Origin of the sequence: Novosphingobium sp., from assembly GCF_036803765.1 — a bacterium.
In the GTDB taxonomy this organism is placed as follows: domain Bacteria; phylum Pseudomonadota; class Alphaproteobacteria; order Sphingomonadales; family Sphingomonadaceae; genus Novosphingobium.
This window is the reverse complement of record NZ_DAIRTS010000017.1, coordinates 37,775-61,753: the sequence shown is the minus strand read 5'-3', so window position 1 is coordinate 61,753 and position 23,979 is coordinate 37,775. Positions and strand designations below refer to the sequence as shown.

General features: G+C 66.2%; 18 protein-coding genes. 8 read left to right on the top strand and 10 right to left on the bottom strand.

The features are described 5' to 3' along the window. Window positions 1–64 precede the first annotated feature (64 nt). The 7 genes from lptC to V7Q48_RS12330 all read left to right on the top strand — a co-directional run bounded on the left by lptC (window position 65) and on the right by V7Q48_RS12330 (window position 8,432). On the top strand, window positions 65–718 hold the full coding sequence (gene lptC, locus V7Q48_RS12360; protein WP_333838482.1) for an LPS export ABC transporter periplasmic protein LptC: 654 nt from the start codon (window positions 65–67) through the stop codon (window positions 716–718). A gap of 32 nt (window positions 719–750) precedes the next feature. Beyond that, window positions 751–1,356, top strand: coding sequence for an LptA/OstA family protein (locus V7Q48_RS12355; RefSeq protein ID WP_333838481.1), 606 nt, complete (start codon window positions 751–753; stop codon window positions 1,354–1,356). 110 nt (window positions 1,357–1,466) lie between these two features. Next, a complete protein-coding gene (locus V7Q48_RS12350) occupies window positions 1,467–2,489 on the top strand; it encodes an NAD-dependent epimerase (RefSeq protein WP_333838480.1) in 1,023 nt (340 codons plus the stop codon). A 358-nt stretch (window positions 2,490–2,847) separates the two neighbouring features. Then, window positions 2,848–3,618, top strand: a complete 771-nt coding sequence (locus V7Q48_RS12345; RefSeq protein WP_333838479.1) for a polysaccharide biosynthesis/export family protein — start codon at window positions 2,848–2,850, stop codon at window positions 3,616–3,618. A gap of 22 nt (window positions 3,619–3,640) precedes the next feature. After that, window positions 3,641–5,863, top strand: a complete 2,223-nt coding sequence (locus V7Q48_RS12340) for a GumC family protein (protein ID WP_333838517.1) — start codon at window positions 3,641–3,643, stop codon at window positions 5,861–5,863. Window positions 5,864–5,865: 2 nt separating this feature from the next. Next, a complete protein-coding gene (locus V7Q48_RS12335) occupies window positions 5,866–7,077 on the top strand; it encodes a hypothetical protein (protein WP_333838477.1) in 1,212 nt (403 codons plus the stop codon). After that, window positions 7,074–8,432, top strand: coding sequence for a lipopolysaccharide biosynthesis protein (locus V7Q48_RS12330; RefSeq protein WP_333838476.1), 1,359 nt, complete (start codon window positions 7,074–7,076; stop codon window positions 8,430–8,432). Before V7Q48_RS12335 ends, V7Q48_RS12330 begins: the two co-directional genes overlap by 4 nt. Here V7Q48_RS12330 and V7Q48_RS12325 read toward each other — a convergent pair. Both V7Q48_RS12325 and V7Q48_RS12320 read right to left on the bottom strand, forming a co-directional pair. Then, on the bottom strand, window positions 8,413–9,186 hold the full coding sequence (locus V7Q48_RS12325; RefSeq protein ID WP_333838475.1) for an acylneuraminate cytidylyltransferase family protein: 774 nt from the start codon (window positions 9,184–9,186) through the stop codon (window positions 8,413–8,415). The genes V7Q48_RS12330 and V7Q48_RS12325 overlap by 20 nt on opposite strands. Before the next feature lie 2 nt (window positions 9,187–9,188). Then, entirely contained in the window at window positions 9,189–11,483 is a 2,295-nt protein-coding gene (locus tag V7Q48_RS12320) for an N-acetylneuraminate synthase family protein (RefSeq protein WP_333838474.1), read from the bottom strand. A gap of 197 nt (window positions 11,484–11,680) precedes the next feature. Between V7Q48_RS12320 and V7Q48_RS12315 the strand changes: the two genes are divergently transcribed. Then, window positions 11,681–12,670, top strand: a complete 990-nt coding sequence (locus tag V7Q48_RS12315) for a hypothetical protein (RefSeq protein ID WP_333838473.1) — start codon at window positions 11,681–11,683, stop codon at window positions 12,668–12,670. On the opposite strand, the gene V7Q48_RS12310 is transcribed toward V7Q48_RS12315, so the two are convergent. The 8 genes from V7Q48_RS12310 to holA all read right to left on the bottom strand — a co-directional run bounded on the left by V7Q48_RS12310 (window position 12,654) and on the right by holA (window position 23,956). Continuing rightward, window positions 12,654–13,808, bottom strand: coding sequence for a glycosyltransferase (locus V7Q48_RS12310; protein ID WP_333838472.1), 1,155 nt, complete (start codon window positions 13,806–13,808; stop codon window positions 12,654–12,656). The two genes, V7Q48_RS12315 and V7Q48_RS12310, sit on opposite strands and share 17 nt — an antisense overlap. Beyond that, complete coding sequence (locus V7Q48_RS12305) at window positions 13,805–15,076, bottom strand: hypothetical protein (RefSeq protein WP_333838471.1); 1,272 nt, start codon at window positions 15,074–15,076, stop codon at window positions 13,805–13,807. The genes V7Q48_RS12310 and V7Q48_RS12305 overlap by 4 nt, the downstream gene beginning before the upstream one ends. A 130-nt stretch (window positions 15,077–15,206) precedes the next feature. Further along, window positions 15,207–17,228, bottom strand: a complete 2,022-nt coding sequence (locus V7Q48_RS12300) for an acyltransferase family protein (RefSeq protein WP_333838469.1) — start codon at window positions 17,226–17,228, stop codon at window positions 15,207–15,209. Between the two features lie 122 nt (window positions 17,229–17,350). Then, window positions 17,351–19,105 carry a right-handed parallel beta-helix repeat-containing protein gene (locus tag V7Q48_RS12295; protein WP_333838467.1) on the bottom strand — a complete coding sequence of 585 codons (1,755 nt, stop codon included), beginning with the start codon at window positions 19,103–19,105 and terminating at the stop codon, window positions 17,351–17,353. A 124-nt stretch (window positions 19,106–19,229) separates the two neighbouring features. Next, window positions 19,230–20,630 (bottom strand): O-antigen ligase family protein, encoded by a 1,401-nt coding sequence (locus V7Q48_RS12290; RefSeq protein ID WP_333838466.1) that lies wholly within the window; start codon window positions 20,628–20,630, stop codon window positions 19,230–19,232. Window positions 20,631–20,926: 296 nt separating this feature from the next. Beyond that, the gene (locus V7Q48_RS12285; RefSeq protein ID WP_333838465.1) at window positions 20,927–21,181 is read right to left on the bottom strand and encodes a hypothetical protein; all 255 of its coding nucleotides are present in this window, start codon (window positions 21,179–21,181) and stop codon (window positions 20,927–20,929) included. Window positions 21,182–21,347: 166 nt separating this feature from the next. After that, the gene (locus V7Q48_RS12280) at window positions 21,348–22,766 is read right to left on the bottom strand and encodes a sugar transferase (RefSeq protein ID WP_333838464.1); all 1,419 of its coding nucleotides are present in this window, start codon (window positions 22,764–22,766) and stop codon (window positions 21,348–21,350) included. 167 nt (window positions 22,767–22,933) lie between these two features. Continuing rightward, window positions 22,934–23,956: a DNA polymerase III subunit delta gene (gene holA, locus V7Q48_RS12275; RefSeq protein ID WP_333838463.1), complete on the bottom strand. Its 1,023-nt coding sequence runs from the start codon at window positions 23,954–23,956 to the stop codon at window positions 22,934–22,936. Window positions 23,957–23,979 lie beyond the last annotated feature (23 nt).

The following is a 23,979-nucleotide window of genomic DNA, read 5'->3' as shown; positions in this document are numbered from 1 at the left end:
CCGCCCTCCATCATGACTGCCCCCCGCTCATGACCATGCCCTCCTTTCTCGACGCGGTGCGGCCGTGACCGTCCAGGCCGACCGGATGCGCAGTCGCCGGCAGCACTTCGCTGCGCCCGGCGGCGTGCACGATCGCACCGTGCGACTGCTGGCCGTGGTCCTGCCCGGGCTGATCGGCATGCTTCTGGCGGTCATGGTTCTGACCCCGCTCGCGCCGCGCGGCGAGATCAGCTTCCTGCTCGATCGCACCAAGGTCGCCGTCGTGCAGGACCGCCTGCGCGTGGCCAGCGCGATGTATCGCGGCGCCGACAAGGAAGGGCGCAATTTCTCGGTCACCGCGGGCAATGCCGTCCAGCACAGCGCGCGTGAGGACGTGGTGCAGCTGCGCGACGTGACCGCGCGCGTTCTGCTCAAGGATGGCCCGGCCATCCTGACGACGCAGGCAGGCGCCTATGACTTCGGCCGCCAGTTCATCAAGGTGCCCGGCGTCGTGAACTTCGAGAGCTCGGACGGCTACCGGATGATCACCGAGGGCGCCTCGATCGACCTCAACACCCGTCGTCTCGTCAGCGATGGCCACGTCGAGGGGAAGCTGCCCACCGGCACCTTCTCGGCCGACCGCGCGGTGGCCGACCTTGACGAACGCACCGTGACGCTCGAAGGCCATGCGCGTATGCGGATGGACCAGGGCAAGATGCTGATGCCCGGCAAGCCGTGATGCGCGATGAAACCCGAGGGACCGCAATGCCGATGACCGATTCGCCTTCCGCCGCGCCCCGCCTGTCGCAGGTCCGCCTTTCGGTGCGCCAGCTCGCGCTGCGTTCGCTGGCCGGCGGCTTCGCCCTGTCGGCGGGCGTCGTTGCCGGTGCCGGCTTGCTCGATGCGCAGACGATCGCACGGCACAATTCGAACGCGCCGGTCAACTTCGGCGCCGATCGCATGGAGCTGCAGGACAAGCAGAAGCGCGTCGTGCTGACCGGCAACGTCGATATCACGCAGGACGCGCTGCGCCTGCAGGCCGCGCGCACCACGCTGGCCTATACGGATGCCAATGCGGTCCAGGTCCAGCGGATCGATGCGGCCGGCGGCGTGGTCGTCACCCGCGGCGACGAGCGCGCCAGCGGCAGCAGCGCGGTCTACGACATTCCGCGCAAGATCATCACCATGGTCGGCAACGTGGCGCTGCGCCGCGGCAAGGATACCCTTAACGGCGGGCGCCTGGTGATCGACCTCAACACCGGCCTGTCGAGCGTCGATGGGCGCAGCGGCGGGGCGGCCTCGGCCACCGGCGCGACGACCGCGCCCTCGGGCCGCGTCTCGGGCACCTTCAACGTCGCCAAGTCCAAGGCGAACTGAACCGGGCGGCCTAGGACGGCCTGCGTGGCCGTTACGCTTTGTTCGCAAGTCGGGGTTAGCATGCGCAGCGCGCACGGGCGGCCTGCCTGCGCCTGACGGAGATTTCGGGCGTGGCGATTCTTGTTACCGGCAATGCCGGCTTCATCGGATTTCATACGGCCCGCACGCTGCTCGAACGCGGCGATGCGGTGGTCGGCATCGATGTGGTCAACGACTACTACGACCCCGCGATCAAGGAAGCGCGCCTGCGCATCCTCGAGGAAACCGCAAGCCGGACGGGCTCGTCGTACCGTTTCGTGCGCGGCAACCTGGCCGATCGCGCAGCGGTCGCCGAGGCGTTCGCCGAGGGTGAAGTGCGCCGGGTGGTGAACCTCGCGGCCCAGGCTGGCGTGCGCTACTCGATCGAGAACCCGCACGCCTACGTCGAGAGCAACATCGTCGGCTTCACCAACATCCTCGAGGCCTGCCGGCACGGCGGGGTCGAGCACCTCGTCTATGCCTCGACCAGTTCGGTCTATGGCGCCAACACGGCGATGCCGTTCAGCGAGCATGTCGGTGTCGACCATCCCTTGCAGTTCTACGCCGCGACGAAGAAGGCGAACGAACTGATGGCGCACAGCTACAGCCATCTCTATCGCCTGCCCACCACGGGCCTTCGCTTTTTCACGGTCTATGGGCCGTGGGGACGGCCCGACATGGCGCTGTTCCTGTTTGCCCGCGCGATTCTCGAGGGCAAGCCGATCAACGTCTTCAACCACGGTAACCACACCCGCGATTTCACGTATGTCGACGACATCGTCGAAGGCGTCATCCGGGCGCTCGACCATCCGGCGCAGCCCGACCCGGCCTGGGATCCCGCCGCGCCCGACCCGGCAACGTCGAATGCGCCGTACCGCATCTACAACATCGGCAACAACGATCCGGTCAAGCTGACCGCCTATATCGAGGCGCTGGAGGAAGCGCTGGGGAAGAAAGCCGAACGCAACCTGTTGCCGCTACAGGCGGGGGACGTACCCGATACCTTTGCCGACGTGTCCGACCTCGAGCGCGAACTGGGCTATCGGCCGGCCACTAGCGTCCGCGAGGGCGTGTCGAAGTTTGTCGAGTGGTACCGCATGTACCACGCCTGCTAATTCAATGTCCTACGTTGTCGCGGCAAGGCAGGGCGAGCCACAAAGGCGACGAACCGTTTGAGGATGGGACGCCGGCGCATTCGTCATGCTGGTACTTCGCTAGAGCCGGTGGCATGGTGCACTGCGTCGGTCGATGGCCGGCGGACGGGAAGGGCGCGTCACACACCACGGGGGCGGTGGAGCATGGGGACATACGCAGGCACAGGTTCATCGACCGATGCTGCATTTGTGCAGCGCGGCATGGCCCGATATGCGCATTTCCATGCATATGGCCTGTCGCGATTGCGCAGGATCGGCATGCCATGGCGGCCACGAGTTCAGGTTCGCGTCGAGTCAGTACGCAGGAGCGCAGTGTAACGTGAAGTTTTCGATCGTTCTCCCGTCGGTCTTCGCCGGCGTTACCGTCGGCTCCGGCAATCGCCACGCGCTCGCGCGCTTCATGCTCGCCACGACGCTGGCGTCGCTGCCGGTGACCGCCATCGCGGCCGATGCCCCGCCGCAGATGCAGCCGCCGGTTGCGACCGGTGCTGCCGCTTACGCCGTGGCGCCGCCGCTCGGCCCGGTGCGGACGATCGACCATACCGTGATTGCCCCGGGCGACGAGATCTCGGTCGCCGTGTTCGGCGAACCCGACATCAGCTCTCCCAAGCTGATCGTCGACGAGGCCGGCCGGATCCAGGTGCCGCTGGCCGGCTCGATCGTGATCGGTGGGCTGTCGCCAAGCGAGGCTTCGCGCGCGATCGAGGCGAAGCTGGGCGAGCGGTATCTGCGCGATCCCAAGGTTGCGGTGAACGTAACCGCCGCCACCGAAAAGCTGGTGTCAGTCGAAGGCCAGGTCAATCACGCCGGCTCCTATCCCATCAATGGCACGACCACGCTGCTGGGCGCGGTCGCCATGGCGCAGAGCCCGACCCGCATCGCCAAGCTCAACGAGACGATGCTGTTCCGCACCGTCAACGGACAGCGGATGGTCGCGCGGTTCGACATCAAGCGGATCCGCGCCGGCCTCGATCCCGATCCGCAGATATTCGGCGGCGACGTGATCGTCGTCGGCTTCTCGCAGTCGAAGTCGATCTATCGCGACATCATCTCGATGGCGCCGCTCTTCAACATCCTGACTCGCTTCTAACAACGGCGGTATCGTGAACACCATGTCCAACGCTCCGGTCGAAACCGTTGTTTCCCGCTCGCCCTACGATGTCTTCGTCGACAACGAGGACTACGGCGGCGCCGCCCCGTCGTTCGACGTCCGCAAGGTCGTCACCGTGGTCCGCGCCAACTTGTGGCTCATTGGACTGATCGTGGCAATCAGCGTGGCGCTGGCGCTGGCGGTCACCATGCTGCAGACCCCGCGGTACACCGCGCAGGTTTCGGTCCAGATCAACAACCAGTCGGACCAGGTGCTCAGCAGCGACCAGGGCAGCGCCAATATGGCGGAAACCGTATCGGCGCAGGACACCGAGCGGTTCCTCAAGACCCAGATCGACATCCTGAGCAGCCGCGCGATGGCCGAGCGCGTCGCGCAGCGCTTGCGGTTGTTCGGCAATGCCCGGTTCTATGAGGCAATGGGTGTGTCGGCGCCAGCGGCCGGCACGTCGAACGAGGCCATTCGCGCCTATACGCTCGAACTGCTGATCGGGGCGGTAAAAGCGGAACTGCCGCAGAACTCGCGACTGGCGACGATCAGCTTCACCAGCAACAGTCCCGCGTTTTCGGCCCAGGTCGCCAATGCCTGGGCCAGCGAATTCATCCAGGCGAACCTGCAGCGCCGCTACGACAGCTCCGCCTACGCGCGTGAATTCATCGCCGGCCAGCTGGCCGAGGCGAAGACCAAGCTCGAGCAGTCGGAAAACGATCTCAACACTTATGCCCGCAAGGTCGGAATCATCCGCGTGCGCGAAAGCGGTGGGAGCGGCAGCGACGGTGGCCAGCAGGCGACGACCGACGTCAACCCGGTGACGATGTCGAGCCTGATGCAGCTCAACACCTCGGCGAACCAGGCCACCGCAACGCGCATTGCCGCACAGCAGCGGCTGGCGGCTCTCAGCGGGAGCAACCTGCTGAGCGCGCCCGAAGTCCTGGCCAACTCCACGGTCGCCTCGCTCATGGGCACGCGCGCTTCGGCCGAAGCCGACCTGCAGCGCGAGCGGATGAAACACCTCGACGACTATCCCACGATCGTCCAGTTGAAAGCGCAGGTTTCGGCGATCAACCAGCAGATCAACGCCGTGGCGCAAAGCATCCGCGGCTCGGTCAAGCAGCAGTACGATGCCGCCGTCGCCAACGAGCGCACCCTGCAAAAGCAGGTCTCGACAATCAACACCTCGGCGATGGCCGAGCAGGACCAGTCGGTCCAGTACAACCTGCTGGCGCTCAACGCCGATACCAACCGCTCGCTTTACGACGGACTGCTCCAGCGCTTCAAGGAACTGAACGCCGCTGCCGGCATCAGCGCCAGCAACATTGCCGTAATCGATAACGCCGCCCCGCCGACCAAGCCTAGTTCTCCGATCCTGGTGAACAACGTGCTGATCGGCCTGTTCGCGGGCCTCGTGCTGGCAGCGCTTGTCGTGCTGATCCGCTTCCAGTTCGACGATGCCGTGCGCGTCCCCGAGGATGTCGAGGAAAAGCTGGGCATGCCGCTGCTCGGCGTCATTCCCAAGGTTGTAGACGCAACCTCTCCGGGCGCGGCGATGGCCGATCCCAAGTCGGCGATGAGCGAGGGCTACAACTCGCTGCGCAGCGCGCTGCTCTATTCGAGCGCGGCGGGCCTGCCGCGTACCCTGCTCGTGACCAGCTCGCAGCCGGCCGAAGGCAAGTCCACCACCAGCTATGCGATCGCGACAGGTCTCGCGCGCCTCGGCCGCAAGGTGGCGCTGCTCGACGCCGACATGCGCCGCCCCGCGCTGCACACCACCATCGGCGTGCAGAACGATCGCGGCATGTCGAGCCTGCTCACCGCGCAGCACACTATCGACGAAGTGCTGCAGCCGACCGCCAACGAAAACCTGCAGGTGGTGACTTCGGGGCCGATCCCGCCAAGCCCGACCGAGCTGCTCAGCTCGGGCCGCCTGACCCAGGTCCTCGCCGAGTTGCGCGAACGCTTCGACGTGGTCGTGATCGACAGCCCGCCGGTGCTGGGCCTTGCCGACGCACCGCTGATGTCGGCGGTGGTCGATGGCGTGGTGATGGTGGTCCAGTCCGACCGCAGCCGCCGCGGCTCGCTGCGCGCCTCGCTCCGCCGACTGCGCACCATGCAGCCCAACGTGCTGGGTGCGGTGCTGACGATGTTCGACGCCTCGAAGGTGGGCAATCGTTACTCGGAATATTACGGGTATAACTACTACCGTTATTCGTCCGACACGGACGCGTGATCGTGCCGGCCGGCGCAGCGGCGCAGCGCGAGGCCGTGCAGGGGGCGGCACGCTGGTTCCGGCCTGTGGCGCTGGTGCTGGTTGCGATCTACCTGGTGGCCGCGGTGGTGAGCGGCCTCGACCGGTCATCGCTGGTGGTGCCGCAGTTGGCCGGGGTGATGGGCTGGCCCTATGATACGCTGACCGCCCGGCGCCATGCCAGCGATGCCCTGGCCGCGAACCAGCCGCGCGATGCCGAAGCCGCCGCACGCCGCGCCCTTGCTTCCGATCCGGTCGATCCCTCGGTGATCGGTTTGCTCGGCTGGTCCGCGCTGCGCAGCGGTGATGCCGCCCGTGCCGAGGCCGCGTTCCGCGTTTCGGGCACGATGGGATGGCGCGACCCCTACACCCAGCTTTTCTGGATCGATCGTGGGTTGGCGCTGGGCGCCGCCGATTCGGCCGCCGAACGGCTCGATGCGCTGCTGCGCCAGTCACCCGGCCTGCCCAATGCTGATCCTTTGTTTGCCGCGATGACAGCGAGCGTCGAGGGACGCGCCGCGCTGGCCGGCCGTCTCGCCGAACAGCCCAACTGGGGCGCGACGTTCCTCCAGGCGCCCAGGACCTTGCCGGTCGATCAACTGGCCAACCGGGTCGACGTCATCCGCCGCACGCCGGCGCGGGCGCTCGATTGCGCGGCGATGGGGGCCATGGCGGATTCCCTGATCAATGCGCAATTGATCCCCGAGGCCGAGGAAGTGTGGCGCAAGGCCTGCGGCGCGACATCCGCCCTTGTCTACGACGGTGGATTCGCCCGGCTTGACCCCACGCGCACCGGCGCGCGCGCCTTCGACTGGCAGGTGCCCGCGCGCGGCGACATGGCGCTGACGCTGGACCCGGCGACGAACGACGGGCGCGTGGTGACCGTGCGGGTCAGCGGCGCGGTTTCGCAGCCGGTGCTGCGCCAGGCCATGGTGCTGGCGCCCGGCGCCTACCGGCTGACCTGGGCGATGCCCGAAATGCCCGAAGGCCAGGTCGTGCTGGCCCAGGCCGGGCTGGGATGCGGCTATGGCCGTCAGCTGGCGGGTCCGGGCCTGCCCCTGACAGGCACGGCGGGGCGCTATTACCGCGATTTCGCCCTCGACGCGGCCTGTAGCGTTCGCGTCCTGACCTTCTGGGTGGCGCCGGGGGCCGATGTCCGGCTCGCCGACGTGCAACTGGTGCGGACCGGGCCGTGAACGCAGCGCTCTGGCGCGGCCGGTTGACCCGCCTGCGCACCGGTCAGGGGGCGATGGCGCGCCTGTCGCGCGGCATTCTGGGGTCAGGCGGCGTCTGGATCATACGGCTGGCGACGACGATCGGCATGTCGTTCCTGCTGGGGCATCTGCTCGGACCCACCGAATACGGCGTCTATGCCAATGTCGTGGCCAACGTCACGCTGTTCGCCCCGCTGTGCAGCCTGGGCTACGACATGCTGGCCACGCGCGAATTCGCCGCCGCACGCGCGGGAGAGGAAATCGAGCGCGAGGCAGCGCTTGCACGCACCTTGCCCTGGGTGGTCTGGCGGTCGGCAGCCTTGATGCTCCTGCTCTTCGTGCCGCTGTCGATCGCTTACAACGTATACAGCGGCAAGGGCTTCGAATGGACCGTGTTGCTCGAGGCGCTGGGCATCGCCCTGACCGCGCAGATGCGCCTCGTCCAGGGCTCGCTGCGCGGACTGGGCCAGGTCTCACTCGGGCAGTTGTACCAGCTTGTCGTGCCGCCGGTTCTCAACCTCGTGCTGTTCGTGGCCTTGCTTGCGGTGTTCCGCCCCAGCGCCATGCTGGGCATCGCCACCTTCGTCGGCGGCCTGGTGCTGGTCTACCCGCTGGCTGCCCGCGCGGTGCGCAAGCAGGCATCGTCGATTCCGGCAACGGCCAGTCCTGCCACGCGCAAGGCATGGCGCCGGGCCGCGCTGGTGCTGGGGGTCACGCAGATCATGGCAGTGGCCAACGACCAGTTGCCGCTGGTGCTGACCGGGTGGCTGCGCGACAGTACGCAGGTCGGCCTGCTCGACATCGCCCGGCGCTTTGCACTGTTCGCCTCGATCGCGCTCAACGTCATCCAGTTGCCGCTCGGGCCGATCATGGCCGAGATGTACCGCAAGGGGGACATGGCGGGCTTTCGCCGCGTTGCGCTGCAGACGGCGTATGTGGGTGTCGGCATCTCGCTGTTCATCACTCTGGTCTATGCGCTCATCGGCCACCAGCTGCTGCACGTGATCGGCCCGGCCTTTGGCGAGGCCTGGGCGGCGATGCTGGTCATGTGCCTGGGCTATGTCATCAACACCATGACCGGGCCGGTGCCCATGGCGCTGACGATGACCGGGCACGAGAATGATGCGGTGCGCGGCATCGCCGCCGGCATCACGGTCAACTTCCTCACCTGCATCGCGTTGGTGCCGTGGCTCGGCCACCTTGGCGCGGCGATCGGGTCGGTGGCGGGGCAGTTCGTGTGGAACGTGCTGCTGGCGATAATCGTGCGCCGCCGTTTCGGCATGGCGCTCGACATCTTCGCGCTGTTCGAGAGGCGCGCTACGCCGCCCGTGCGTTGAGGAAGGCGACCAGTTCGCCGGGCATCTGCTCGTCGAACAGCAGTTCGGCCAGCTTGAAGTCGATCAGCGTGTCGATGTCCGCGGCGCTCTCGGCGGGCACCTCCAGCCCTTCGATATGCGTGCCGGTCATCGACCCGTCGAGCAGCGTCGTCGTGCGGATCACGTCGAGCTGGCCGGTATGCCAATGCACCACCGGCAAGGACTGGCGCGGCATGTTGAACGGTTCGGCCACGCCGGGCAGCGAGAGCAGCGGCGACAGCCGCAAGTGCGGATCGGCGAGCCACATCTTGTAGGGGGTGTGCGGCGCAGGTGCGATGGTGCGGATGCAGGTGATCGCCCGGTCCGCCTTCATCCGCGCGAGCGCTGCGTCGATCCACGCCGGCTGGCGAAACGGCTGGGTCGGGCGCAGTTGCACGAAGAACTCGGGCAGTCGGCCCTCATGCTCTGCCAGCCACGCGATCGCATGGCCGAACACGTCGAGATCGGTGGCGGCGCTGGTGGCGAAGGCGGCTGGCCGGCGGAACGGCACCTCGGCCCCCGCCGCTGCGGCGGCACCGGCAATGGCGTCGTCGTCGGTCGAGCACAGCACGCGATCGACGCCGCGCGCCAGCATGCCCGCGGCCACCGACCATGCAATCAGCGGATGGCCGCCGAGCGGGCGCACGTTCTTGCCGGGCAGTCCCTTGGATCCGCCGCGCCCGAGCGTGAGGCCGTAGGTCAGCCCCGGTTCGATCAGCGCGGCATGGTCGGGCATGGTCAGGCCGCGTCCTGGTCGCCGGTGGCCAGGTTGTCGGTTGCCGGTGTACCGAACCAGGGTTCGAGCTTGTCGAGCGCAAACCAGAAGCCGGCGCCGCCGTTCTTGTGGCCCTGCCAGATTTCCGGAATGAACGAAGCGTTGGGGCAGGTGCGATCGAGGATGCGCGCAATACCGGCAAAGTCCATGTGCCCCTCGCCGATCTGCAGGCCCTCGCCATCGACACCCTTGGCATCGACGACATGCAGGTGCGCGGTATAGGGCCCGACTTTCTCGCAGAATTCGCTCATCGACCAGCCGAAGTGATTGCAGGCCAGTTGCGAGTGCGACAGGTCGAAGCAGACGCGCATCTGGTTGGCCATGCAGAATGCGACGATCTCGTCCGGGTCCATAAACAGGTTGTGGTGGCTCTGCCCGCCGAAATGCCAGGGGAACGGCGGCATCGTCTGGGGGATGATCTCCACGCCATCGCGGTCGAGTCGCGACAGGCTGTCGACCACGCGATCGTAAAGCGCGGCGCGCTCCTCGCGTGGGATGAAACCCCTGGGATTGAAGCCGCCCATGTTGGTGACGATCACCGGCCGTTCGGGGCCGGCGTGCCATTGCTTGAGTGTGCGGGTGATGTCGATCACGCGCTGCAGCTCGGCGATCGAATGGGCGCGATAGGCCTCGTCGGCCGCCGCAAGGTCGAGCACATGGTCACCGGCGAACAGTTCGGGCGAATGGATCGCGAAGGTGATCGGCAGCGGCTCGTCGAACCATCTGCCGAGGTCTTCTTCCATGTCCTTGTACGACAGGTGATATTCGAGGAAGGGCAGGTCGGTCAGGCCGAGCATCGCGCGATAGTCGTGATAGCGTACCGGAACGCCCCAGGGGCGGTCGAACCGGAAAGCGCGCGCCTCGACCCGCGCGTCGGCGATGTCGGTGGGGAAGAACGGCGTGCCCGCCGCGATGGGGCGTTGCGCCTTGCGGCCGACCAGCGCGGCGCGCTGGTTGGGCTGGAGACCCTGGCCCGGGCTGCGCACGACGATATGCGCATCGGTAATGACCGTGCCGGGCGCGATATCATGAGCAGCGTGGAGGCTCTTGGCGAGGACCTCGCGGTTCATCATCTCGCCCTGCGTCACCGCGCGCTCGTCGGCCGAGCCCATCGCGATCTCGGTCGAACGGATCGCCTCGACCATGTCGCGGAGCTCGTCGGGCAGCAGCGAGACGCGGTGATCGTTGCCTTCCATGGCGCGGTCGACGGTGAAGTGCTTTTCCACCACGCTGGCACCCAGCGCCACCGCCGCCACCGGCACGAACCAGCCACGCTCGTGGCCCGAATAGCCCACCGGACAATCGCCCAGTTCCTTGAGCCGGTTCATGTAGGCGAGGTTCACGTCCTTGTAGGGCGCAGGGTAGGTCGAGTTGCAGTGGAGCAGCGCGAACGAGGCGCCTTCCTGCCGCAGCAAGTTGACCGAGGCGATGATCTCCGCCTCGGTGGTCATGCCGGTCGAGGCGATGAGCGGCTTGGCGGTGCGCGCCATTTCGGTCAGCAGGTCGTGGTTGGTGAAGTCTGCCGAGGCGACCTTGTAACCCTGCATGCCATAGCGTTCGAGCGCACGCAGCGAGATCTCGTCCCACGGCGTGCACAACGGCGTCATCCCGCGTCCGACACAGTGGTCGAACACCCGGTACAGATCCTCTACGCCAAGGTTGAAGCGCGACAGCAAGTCGAGGGTGTACTGCGCGCCAAGGTCCTGGCTGGCATCGTCGGGATTGCCACGTGCCACGTAAAGGCTGGCCATGTCGCGCATCTGGAACTTGGCGCAATCGGCACCGGCATCGGCCGCCAGGTCGACCAGCCGGCGGGCCAGGTCGACGTCGCCGTTATGATTGTTGCCGATCTCGGCGATGATGTAGCACGGATGACCCGGCCCGATCGCACGTCCGTCGATCGCGAATTCGGCCTCCCCCTGCCGCGCGATGGCGATGAGGTGCATATAGTCGTCCACCAGCGGGACGAAGCGTACCTTGGCGTTCAGCTTGGCAGCGATCGCCTCGCGCGGGGTGTCGATCGGCAGCTGTGTAAAGGCGGTGTTGGCGATCTTCTCGATCGCGATGTTGACGTCGATCACCGCGCTGGTCGCCATCCAGCGGCGGATGTCGCCATCGGTTACCGTGCCCACCACGCGTCCGCTTTCGCTGACGACCACGACGAACCCGGCTTTGTTCGCGGAAATCTTCTGGAGCGCCGCCAGGATCGGGTCTTCGGCAAAGACGCGGAACGCAACGGTGCTGCGGTCGATGATCATTGTGACGGCCTTTGGAAGAATTGCGCAAACGCTGCCGGGAACCCTAGGCATGCGGTCCAGCAGCGGCAAGACCTTTCGCAGTGCAGCATGGGCAAGAGGCTTATGCTGCCATGCGCGCGATTGCGGATGGTGCGATCTTGTCGCATCATCCCGCACATGCGAAGCACGGGGTGCGGGATGGCCCGTCGGGGGACACGATGATATCGCACGCGGGGACATCGCATTCGGGACTTACGGCAGCGCTCGCGCGGTCGAGCCTGCACCTCGCCCTGTTGCAGCACAATGCGCCGGCGGTCGATCTGGTGCTGTACCGCGATGCGCATATCGCAGCGCAGGTCGACGCCCTGTTTCCGGGGCGGGGCGTGTTCCTTGGCCGCGAACAGCGCCTCTCGCTGAACCCGCGCGCGTATTTCTCGAACTTCATCGCCAATCGGCGCTATTATGCGAAGGTGCGGTCCCAGATCGAGGGGCTGGGCATCGCACGCCTGATCCTCTTTCTCGAAGGCGAGCCGCTCGAGCGTTCGATCCTCGACTGGTATGCCGGCACGGTCGAACTGTGGGAAGAAGGCCTGTCGCACTATGTCGACCTGACTTCGCCATGGTGGTACGCGGCCCGCGGCATGGTCCAGATCGCCGGTGGATTCTACCCGAAGGGCGCGTTGCATCGCCGCGCCGACCGGGGGGCGATGATCGTGCGCGACCGCTTCGCGACCAAGGACCTGATGCTGCCCTTGCCACAGCGCGCGGCGGTCGAGGACCAGGTGCTGGTGATCGGCTCGCCGCTGGTCGAGGACCGGCTGGTCGGCAGAGCCACGTGGCGTGAAGGGCTGGCGCAGATCGTGGCAGCATCGCCATGGCCGGTGAAGTACCTGCCGCATCCGCGCGAGGACAAAGCCGCTCTTCCGGGCCTGCTGGCGCAAGTGGGCGGCCTCGAACTGGCGGCCTTGCCCCATGGCATCGCTGCGCACGCCGAAGTCCATGGCTATCGCGCGTTTGTGGCGGCGGTATCCACTGCGCTGCTCGATCTTGGCGCCTTCGACGATTCGCTCTTCGTGGCCGAACTCTTCGGGCAAAAGCGTATCGGGCGAGTGCTGCGTGGGTGGGTGAGCAATCCGGTGGCGGTCGCAGCCTCGGCCGCCGACGTCGCCGCGTTCTTCCGCCGCGAGCCGGTCAGCGGCGTCGAATGATGCGGTAGGTATCGAGGATGCCGCGGTTCAGGCGCTCGCTGGTGAACCGTTCGTGGAAGCGGCGCCTGGCGGCCTCTCCGAAGCGCACCATTGTGGCGCGGTCGATGCTGCGGATTGCGGCGGCCAGGGCCTCGGGGTCTTCCGGCGGGACGATCAGGCCGGTGACGCCGTCCTGGATCACGTCGGGCAAGGCATCGACCGCGGTGGCAATGACCGGCTTGCCCTGGCGCATCGCCTCGATCGCCACGATGCCGAAGCCCTCCCAGCGCGATGGAATGACGAGCACATCGGCCTTCTCGATGAATCCGTAGACCGCGGAGCGATCCTGCCATCCATAGTGCAGGATATTGTCAGTCGACGTGCGATGACCCGGAATGGTGCTGCCATCGCTGATGACGCAGGCGCCGACGGCGTGCAGCACCACCGGCACGCCATGCAGCCGTTCCATCGCCGCCTCGGCGATGTCGAAGCCTTTCTGGACATCGAACCGACCTATGAACAGGAGGTTCAGGCGGGCCGGATCGTACAGCAGCGGCACGTCGGGCGCCGTGGGCACGTCGCTGGCGATCGCGTTCTCGATCAGCGCCAGCTTGCGGGGCGGCAGGCCATGCGCGATCGCGCTGCGATATTCGAAATCCGAAATGCAGATCGTGCGATCGGCGAAGGGCGCCAAGGCGCGTTCCGCCAGCGTGTAGGCAATGCGCTTCCACCGCTGGGTACGCATGTTGAAGGCCCAACCATGCGCGCAATAAACGATGGCCGGGCGCGGCCCGCGCGACAGCATCGCCAGCAGTGGGCGCAGTGCACCGGCAAAGGAACTGTGCAGGTGGATCACGTCGGGCTGCTCGGCGCGCACCACGCTGATCGCACGGCGCGCAAAATCGAACAGGGCGGAGGCACTGCGGCTGGCATCGCGAAACGTATGGACGTTGCCCGGCGCCAGCATCGACATCATGTGCGCGTCCTTGGCGGCCACGAGCGCGAGCACGTTTTCCCGGCCATAATGTGCGATCTGTGTCGGCAGCAGCTCTTCCAGGTACGAGATGATCCCGCCCGGCAGCATCTGCGCGATGTGCATGACCTTGACCGGCCGCGTCAGCGGCGCCGCTACCGTTTCGGAGGCGAGCGGCACCCTCACGGAGCGATCTGGCGGCGGTTGGGCAATGTGCGGCCGGCCAGATTGCCAACGACCGTCGCGCGGGCAAGTCCCTGCCTTGCGGCAGCGCTTCGGGCGATTTGTCTCGGCATTATGGCATCGGGGCGCAGCCCGCGGCGATAGACCAGGCCGCAGGCGAAGAGGAAAAGGACGAACGTCGGAGGAAAGACGAATGCCCCGTCGATCAATGCCGCCACCAGATAACCCGCGGTACCCACGGCAGCGGCCTTGCGCATCGCGCTCAGGCTCGCCCAGTTGACGAGTGCGTAGACCGGAGCGAAGAGCATCCCCGCCAGGGGGAACAGCATTCCCATGATGCCGAAGCTCTGGACCAGGCCGAAATAAAACAACTCCGGGATGCCGAGGTGTCCGGCACCAAACGCAGTCAGCTCGAACGCGTCGAGCACCACGTCGCGGCCGCCCAGGTCGGTTTCCACCAGTTTTTCCGGCGTCCAACCCATGACCGGCAACAATGCGACGATCAAGAGAAGGGCCACGAGGCCGCCTAGCCAGGGCATGGGGTTCGCAACGCGAATCTGCCCGGACAGCATCATCAGCAGGACCGTCGCGATCATACCGAGCCAAACGGTGCGACTGAGCGTGCAGACGAGGGCGACGAAGAACAACGCCAGGAATGTACGTTGCTTTTCGAACAAGACATAGATCGGCGCCATGATGAGCATGCAGACGCCGAAGATGTTGCCGTTGTTGAAGGTGGAGACGAGCTTCATCAAGCCGCCACGGTTGTTCATCTTCTGGAATGTCTCTCCCACGTCCGCAGCGTTGACGGTCACGTAGGGAATTTCGATGAACTGGCCGCTGAGAATGCGGAGCACGAAGTTCATCAGCCCCCAAAGCACCACGAACCGGATCGACCAGACGATAATCTTGCCGATCACCTCGGCCGGAACGTCTTCCAGATAATGCACAAGCGCCAGCAGCATGGCACAGGCCAGAACCCCGAACACGGTCGCATAGACGAGCCATTGCTGACCGGGCAGATTATAGGTCATGCCTTTGGCGACAACCATCAACGTGGTCGGCACGAAACAGGCCATGGCCTGGGTGATCGGTATCATCGAGATGTTGCGCCTTCCGATCAATCCGATCAGCGCAACCGGCGCCAAAGCAAAGAGCAGCAGGTAACCCCAGGTTAGCGGGAGGTCGGATACCTTGATCCCTCCCTTCGGCAGAGCCAGATTGAAGACGATCAGCACCGCAAAGCCGACAAGCGGCCAGATCGAACGCATGGCAGGGCCCGTCGCACGCGACATGGAAACATAACCGGCATCCCGCCCCCTCATGGCGTACGCATCGCGAGCAACGGCTTCGCGCGGTTGCGCTCGGCGGCATCGTGGCGGTGCACTGGGTCGGCGTTGGTCATTGGTGAAGGCGAAGTCCGGTTAGTGCAAGCTGGCTGCCTGTACGGGTTAGGTGCTCAGAATCACGGGTCAACAAGATTTGGTCCGCATAACCGCGGCATATGCCGTCGTGACACATCATGGTGCCCGGATCGTAAACCAAAATATCGGGATGACGCTCCCCAATTCGTGCCAAAACCGCGCTGACCGGCCCCCGAAAGCGTTCTTCGGCTTCTGTTGTAACGGCGCAACGGTCGGGTGATTGGCCATGCCACAGCGCGCGGGCGATGCAGGGTTGGACATCCTGCGCGAAACGTGGCGGCTCGCGCAGCAGCGTCACGGCGATGCCCCGTTGGCGCAGCGCGGTGACAGCGTGATCGAGTGACGCCTCCATGACGTTCAGCGATGTCGACAGGCTGTGTTCGGGGCGCACTGCATCCGTCAGGAAGCGCGCCGTCGGATCACGTGCAGCGCCGGGTGCGTCCAATCCGTAGAGGTTGGACCAGCGACCGCCGATGATGACGGCCTCAACATCCGCTCGGTGCCGCAGTTGCTCGAAGATCGCGGCGTTCATCCGTCCGCAGCGGCTATCGGCGCGGCCCTTGCCGAAAAATTGGGTGGTGCCGGGCAGAGGGCTGCATCCGGTTGCGATGATCGAGACGACCTGCCGCTGCGGTGTGGCGAAGCGGCCTTCGATCGTCTTGATGTGCTGTGCGGCGAAGGAATCACCCCAGAGGACAATCTTGGGGCCGGGCTGTCGATCGGCGGTAGCGAAGCAGCGCTGCCCCGCATCGACTGGAACCGTATCGGTAAACACGCAGCCATTGTGCGTTTCATAAGGCTCGCGCGGCTGGGCATCGAGCCGTGCCGCCGCGGGAGGCAGTCGTTGTGGCAGGCCGCGCAGCGCGACGAAGGCTGCCGTTACTAGGAGAAGCAGCGACAACACTGCGCCGCCGATCATCAGGGTCTGGCGCGTGGTTGCGCGCGGTGCCGATTGCTTCGTCGCTGCCGTGTCGAGCGGGCGCCGGCGGAACGGCTGCTCGATGAAACGCCACGACAATGCCGCGATGGCGATGATGCCCGAGACCAGCGCGATCGCCTGGATACCATCGGGTAGCCCGCCGCGAACGTACCAGACGAAAGAGAGGACCGGCCAGTGCCACATGTAGAGCGAGTACGAGATGATCCCGAGACAGACCGGGAGGCGCAGGCTCAGTAGCGATGACAGGAAGGACGGCCGCCGGGGGTCGTGCAGGATGACCAGCGCTGCGCCAAGACATGGCGGGGCTGCGGAAAGCCCGGGGAAACGCGAAGCCTCGCTGAGCAGCAGCATCGGCGCCAGCATCAGCATCGCCGCCACTGCGCCGATAGCGTGAGCCATCCACGAACGCGCAAGGGTAATTGTCGGACGGCAGGCCAGAAGCGCGCCGATCAGCAATTCCCAGGCGCGCAGCGGGGCCATGTAAAACGCGGTCTTGGCGGAATAGCCCAGCATCGCCTCGGACAGCGCGAGTGTCGCGACAATCCCGGCCATGATGAGCGGGACCCGCCAGCGCTGCAGCCCAAGCCGATAGAGTGCCGCTACAAGCAGGGGCCAGACAATGTAGAATTGCTCCTCCACGGCCAAAGACCACAGATGCAGGAGTGGGTGGCTCAGGGGATTGCCGGCAAAATATCCGGCGCCGGTCCAGAAATGGATGTTGGCTGCAAAGAGCGTCGCTGCAACGGCACTTTTGCTCAGCGCGACCAGCTCGGAGGGCAGGAGCAGCATGATGCCGGCAACCAGGCTGGCAAGGATGACGGCCGCATAGGCAGGAAGGATGCGGCGGATCCTTCTTTCGTAGAAGCGGGCGATCGATAGGCCTCGTGTGCCGGCATCGGAAAAAAGGCCGCCAGAGATCAGGTATCCGGATATGACGAAGAAGATGTCCACCCCGACAAAGCCACCGGGAATGGCCGTCCAACCCGCATGATAGAGCACCACGCCACCGACGGCGATGGCCCGCAGCCCGTCGATGTCACGCCGATAGCTGATCTGCATGCCCGCCCCCCCCCGTGTTGCGCCCGTAGTGCCTACAGGCGCCGGCTTTGCTGCATCACAGCATAGACGAGGTTCCCCGGCAAGCAAGCGCAACCGGATCGTCAGATGATGCGGTGTGAGGCCTATTCGGCAAAGGCCGGTGCGGACGGCAGCCCGGACGCGGACCGGCTCAGGGTATCGGTTGCACTGTCTGTTAGGAGTCGGCCACCGCTGTTGCGCGCAACGGATACCGGAGCGCCGGGAGTGGATGCGGCAATGACGAGCGGGAGGGGTTGCCGTCCGGAGACCGTGTTGTCCGTGATGGTGACTTCGCTTGCCGTGACGGGCGCCACATAACCGAGCGCCACGGATCCCTCCGGCTGGTTGGAATCGATCCGAATCACGTTGGCCGTTACCCGCCCGTTCGGCGCCGAGCCGGCGAGCAGGGTCACGGGATTGCGCGCAGAGCGGTCGAACGTCAGCGTGTTGCGCGTCATGACCAGGGTCTGTCCGCCGCGATCGCGCAGGTCCATGGCGACGTTGCGCAGCGTATTCCCGATGAAGGACAGCCGGTTGAAATAAGCTGGAAGACAACGGCCTAGGCCCGACGTGCCCGAATAGACCAGTGTGTTGTTGGCAAAGGTGACGTCGATCGCATCCCGCATCCCGACAAATCCCGCGCCGCGCAGGGCGGTCAGGTAGATGCCGCGCGGATTGCCGATCGGCTGGGCGCCCAGCCGGGTCGCGATGTCGGCCATCGTGCCGTTCTGTTCGCCTTGGTTGTTCTCGAACCGCACGTTGCGTGCGACGTAGAACGTCGAGAAGACAAAGTTGCCGGCATTGCGGCAGGTGTTGTTCGCGGCGATACAGTCGATGCAGCCTTCGAAATCGATGCTGACGTCGGTGGTGTCCCATACGGTGTTGCGTACGACCGCGATCGACTGGCCGTTGTTGCCATAGATCCCGCCGTTGACGTTGCAGATCTCGTTCTCGGCGATCCAGGCGTCACGCACCCGGCGCAGGAACTGGGGCATGCCGCCTTCCTGGCGCTTGGCGCCGCCACCCCACCAGCTGATCCGCGCAAAACGGCCCTTGTTGCCGTGGACGAGCACGCGGCGGGCGAAGTTGAAGCGGACGACGTCACCCATGTAGACGCCGAAATCGACGGTGTTGCCGATGATCGCGATGTCTTCGTTGAGGTCGTCGGTGTCCGTGGCGGAGAATCCGGCGAGTACGGCCGGGTCGACGGTGTCCGATCCCTTGGTGCGGTCGTAGGTCCTGGCCCGGAGGTGGCCGATGGTGGCCAGGCTGACGCGATCCGCGCGGCAATCGGCCACCGTCATGCCCCGCACGTTGGTGGCGCGGATGAGCGCGCCGCCGGGCTTCTGGCCATCGGCGCGAACGATGTGGAGCCCGGACAGGGCAAGATCGCGCGCGAACACGGATGGGTCCGTGCCATCCGGCTGAAACAGAATGGCGCCGTCGCGGTCGGCGCCGTCCCAGATGATGTGTGGACCGGTGCCGCCGCCAAACACGGCCAGCGGCCGGCTGGCGATGGTCGGCCGGGAAAGGCGCATCGGGCCATCGACGAGAAGGGCGCGCGGGCCTGCGGCGATCGCCCGCGCGAAGGCCGCGCTGTCATCGGTGATCCCGTCGCACCGTGCGCCGAATTGGCGCACCGACACCGCCTGCTTGCGCAAGCGCGCGAGCCTTGCGCGGATGGCATCGGGGGTGGGGGTCCAGTCCGGCCAGCGCGTCGGATCGGGAAGGGTGCCACCGATCGACCGCGAACCCGGTCCTGCGCCGGCCTCACGCACGCCCAGGGCCAAGGCCAATAGCCCGATTCCGCCCATCGCGGTGCGACGGGCCACGCGCGGCGATGCCAGGTTGGCGAGCATGCTGGCGCCCTCTCCAGCGGAATGCGGGCCGGCGGATTGCGGGTCACTGGGAGGCATGACGTCATCCTCTGGGCTTGGGCAAGCGTGACAATGCGCCCGGCGGGCTTGCCGCCGCGTGAACGGGTCAGCCGGTGGGCAAGGGGTGCCGATCGTCGTCGGTGTCGACCGGAGGCGCGAGGTCAGGCGGCCGAGGGGCTTCGCTGGCGGTGGACATCGGCGCGAGCAGGAAGGCGACGGCTACAGCCAGCAGGGTCGCCAGCGACATGGTGCGCATCGGAAAATCGTCGATGGCATGAGCTGCGATCTGCAGCATCACCCCGATCGCGAACAGGGTTTGCGCTCGCACGATCCGCGGCGCGTCGCCGATGACGTCGCGCCGCACGGCCCGCCATGTCGCGATTGCCACGATGGCGAGCGCGGCCACGAGCACGACGATCCCTGGAAGCCCACCTTCCAGCGTCCATTCCAGCCAGTCGCAATGGGCACGGCCTGCCTCGGTCGGGCGTACGGCCTCGAGCCGCTCGGAGGCGTTGAACAGGACCGGAAAGGCGCCAACGCCGCCGCCCCAGGGCCAGGTGCGGCCGATGGCATGGAGCGTATCGGTCCAGATGTCGACGCGGCTGTCCTCGAGGACAGTGAAGCGGTCCAGCACGCGATTGATTGCGGACAATCGGGCAAGCGCAGCCACGCCGAGCAGGACCAGCATTGCGGCGCCTGCGCCGATCGCCAGCCGTGCCCGCTTGCCCCGGATCCGGACATGCCGGCGCAGCGAAGGCCAGACGATGAAGCCGAATAGCGCCAGTGCCAGCGGTGCCAGCGCGATCCCGGTGCGCGATCCGGTCAGGAACAGTGCGAGTGTGGTGAGCGCAAGGCCGGCCGCTCCGGCCAGCAGTGCGACCGCACGCGTCCGCGTGGTCTGCAACCAGGCCGTGATCCCGACCCCGAATGCCATGAGGGCGATCGACAGGACATCCGCCTCGGCATTGTGGTTCGCCTGGAAGCCGTCGATCTTGCCGACGTTGTAATAGGGATAGAGCGACCAGCCGATTCCGCCGGCGTGCGAGATCTGGAGGATGCCGAGGATCATCGACACGAGGCCGAGCGCAGCGGTGGCGATGCACACCCAGGTCCGGCCGGAGGTGCCAAGCCTGGTCACGTGGAGCATCACCAGCACCGGCGGCACCATCGCCACGAGCGAGATGAAGGTGCGAGCCGGCGCCACGCTCCAGGGCATCCAGCTGTCCTGCGCGCCGATGAGGCCCAGGGCCGCGATCTCGTTCGCGCGTCCGGGGAGGGCCTGCCAGATCGCAGGCGGGAGCGGCACGAGTTGGGCGGCAGGAATCACGAGGACGAGCAGGGCCAGCCATCGGGCAGCCACAGGAACCCTGCCCAGCCCTTCGTTCCAGCGGGACACGAGGAGCGGCGCGGCAACCAGTGCCACGAGCAAGGGCTGGAGGATCGCTTCGGTGACGGGATTGGTGGTGCCGCCACCGCCAAGCACCAGCGCGGCGCAGACTGCCGCCATCGCGAGGACGGTGCCGAAGTCGGGCCGCCCCAGGGCACTCGCCGAGCCACCCGAGCCGCGACGCGATCGATCGCCGCGATGTGGCGAAGTTGCATCCTGTTGGGGCGCCGAGCGTGAACGGCGCCGGCGGCGTTGGCCCGAAGAAAGCGCAGGCGCATTGGTCACCGGGCACGTTCTCCCAAAAGATGCAGCGGGCCTGCCGATTTCGGCCAAGCCTCGTGGTCGATCAGATGGACCAAATGAAAAGGGCTCGCAAGCCGATGCCTGCGAGCCCTTTTGAAAACGTGACAGCGCGATCAGCTGCCGGTCGAGTCGTTCTTCTTCGACAGGAAGTACACGCCCGCGCCAAAGGCACCAGCTGCTGCGACAGCCAGAATGGCGGTATCGGCGTCGCGCGCCTGGTGGCGAACGGGCGCCGAGGTGCGAACGAGCTTCTTGCTCACCACCGACGAGACGGCAGGAACGGAAGCGCGGGTTTCGGAAGCCTGGGCGGTGCCGGCCAGGAGCAGGCTGGCGACGGCGCCGACGGCGGCGATCTTCGTGATAGTCATCGGCACTACTCCGGATTCGGATGGACAGGACACTGTTACAGGAAACAACCGTTTCGGACAAGGAGCGTTTTGCAGCGCATCAATTTCCTTGAGTCCGGTAATGAAACAACGAAGACGGTGTTCCCAAGGACTGCGTCTGGGCGAACAGGATTGCGGGTGCGCGCGCTCAGAAAGCCCGATCGTGGACCAGCACGGTGAACGTCGCGAACATGATCTGCACGTCGCGCCAGATCGTCCACCCATCAAGGTATTCCAGATCGGCCTGAAGGCGTCCCGACAGCTGCGCTTCGGTATCGGTGGCGCCGCGGAAGCCGCGAACCTGCGCCAGGCCGGTGAGCCCAGGCTTGAGCGAATGGCGCTGGTTGTAGCGCGGGTCCACTTCCCAGAACCGCTTGCTGCCGGCGAGTGAGCCCAGGGCATGCGGACGCGGGCCGACAAGGCTCATGTCGCCGCGGATCACGTTGAGCAGCTGCGGCAGCTCGTCGATGCTGGTGCGACGGATGAACCGGCCGATTCGGGTGATGCGGTCGTCGTCCTTGCTGGCCGAACGCGCACCTGCGGTGTCGAGCTGGGCGACGCGCATCGAGCGGAACTTGAAGATCCAGAACAGCCGGTTGTTGCGGCCCTGGCGCTGCTGCATGAAGAAGACCGGGCCACGATCCTCGAGATAGATCAGAAGGGCGACGGTCAGCAGCAGCGGGGCGAGGAACACGACGGCCCCGCCGGCGATGGCGAGATCCATGAGGCGCTTGGCCGCACGGCCGCGAATGCCCAGCGGCCCGGCCGAAACAACCAGCGATCCGGTATCGTTGATCCGCCGTGCGCCCAGAACGCCCATCGAGACCACGGTCTGGTCGATGATTTCGCCCGAGATGCTCGCGCCCTTGAGCACCATGGCCCATTCCATCCGGCGTTCCGGCGGGCAGCTGACCAGCACGCGGTCCATGTTGGTCATGAACATCGCCAGGCGATCGAGCATATGCGGATCGCTGCAATTGGGCACGAGCCGGTGATCGCGGGCGTTGATATGCCAGGCATGCGGAATCCGCACGGGCATGCCGCCATCATCGAGGATGAGCACGTTCTGCGCGGTCGGGCCGCAGCGCCGCGTGATCAGCGGCTGGACCCAGGTGCGCGCCATGAACAGCATCATGGTGCAGGCGAGGAAATTGCCGCCGAGCTCGGCGCGGGAAATCTGGTCCGAAGCCTTGGCGAAGAAGGCCAGGAAGATCAGCGTCGTGAAGGACGCGACGAGCGAGACCAGCGCGCGACGCCGGCTAAAGCGCACTGACGTCAGGACCTGCATCGAATACGCATCGAACGCCAGGGCTGCGATCCAGTAGAACGGCAGGAGAAGCGACAACTGGCGGATGGCCGAGCCGACGTGGGTATGCAGCAGCGAGCTGACCCCCAGCACGCTGGCGGCGATCATCAGGCCATCCATGGCCATCAGCAGGACGTAGCACTGCAGGCGCCGCTGCTCGAGTGCAGGCGCAAGCGGCAGCTTGAGGCGCTCGCCCGGGACCGGGCGCTGGAGCGTGGAGCGGTTCTGCGTCGTCTGTGCTTCTAGGTCGAGCGTGGTCATCGTGGCCTACCGTCGTCTGAGAGCGTCCGGCCAGGCGAATCTGCCGCCGACCGAAGTTCCAGCATCAAAGCAAAACTCTGCTGCACTGCAATATCTACAGAGTCTCGTAGTATTGGCAAGTACGCCCACTTATGCCGGATTGCCGAAAAAATCCATCGGCAATGGGCTCATCGCGCGGCGGCGCGGGTGATTTCGGCCAAGGCGTGGCTGAGCAGGAGATCGGCATTGCGGCTGTCGGACAAGAGGCTGCGATGCAAGGATATCAGCCGTTCCAGCAATCTTTCGAGACGCTTTCCGCGCCACCGCTTCAGCTGGATCGCGAGATCCGGTTTGTCTCGAAAGAATACACGGCGCGCCGCCATCTCCTGTTCGAGGAAGGCGTTGATATCGCTACGCGGCCCCATTCGCCCGGCGAGTTGTGCCAATTGCGCGACACGACGTTCGAAAGCCAGCAGCAGGCCGACCGGATTCATTCCGGTTTCGCGCGCCCGGGCCAGTTCGGTACCGAGGTTACGCGAGTCGCCGGACAGGATGGTGTTGACGACCGGCATCATGCCATCGTCGTCGGTGCTGGCGCCCACGGCATCGAGCGCCGCCGCATCGACGGTGCGCGGCGCGGCCGGGCTGGCATCGAGATAGAGCGCCAGCTTCTCCACCTCGCTTCGTGCCATGCGGCTGTCGAGTCCCGTCGCACGCGCGATCCGCTCGGCGAGGTCGCCGGTCATGCGAAGGCCCGCTGCCCCCGCCATGTCGCGCACGCCGTCGACCACGGCGCGCAGGTCCGGCGGATGGAACATGCCCACCAGCGCATCGCCTCTATCGGCCAGCAGCTTGGCGATGCGGGATTTGTCGGTGGCGGCGCTGGCGACGATCACCACCGGCCAGCCATCGACCGGGCTGGCCAGCAGGGTTTCGACCGCGTCGAATGCCTCGTCGCCGGCGGTGCGGACATGGATCTGGCGTACGTCGCCGAACAGCGAGACCGACCGGGCCTCGTCGGCCAGGCGCACGGGATCGCGGCGCAATTCCGCACCGGCCAGTTCGACGCGCTCGGCATCGCCCAGCAGCGCGGCAATGCGGGCGGCGGCATCGGCCGCGCCCGCCTCGTCCGGCCCGCAGAAATAGAACACGCGGCAGGTCTGCGCGGCCCGCGCGGCCATGCCGGCAAAGGTCTTCTGCGTTGCTTTCACCGCGACTGGACCTTCACCGCGAT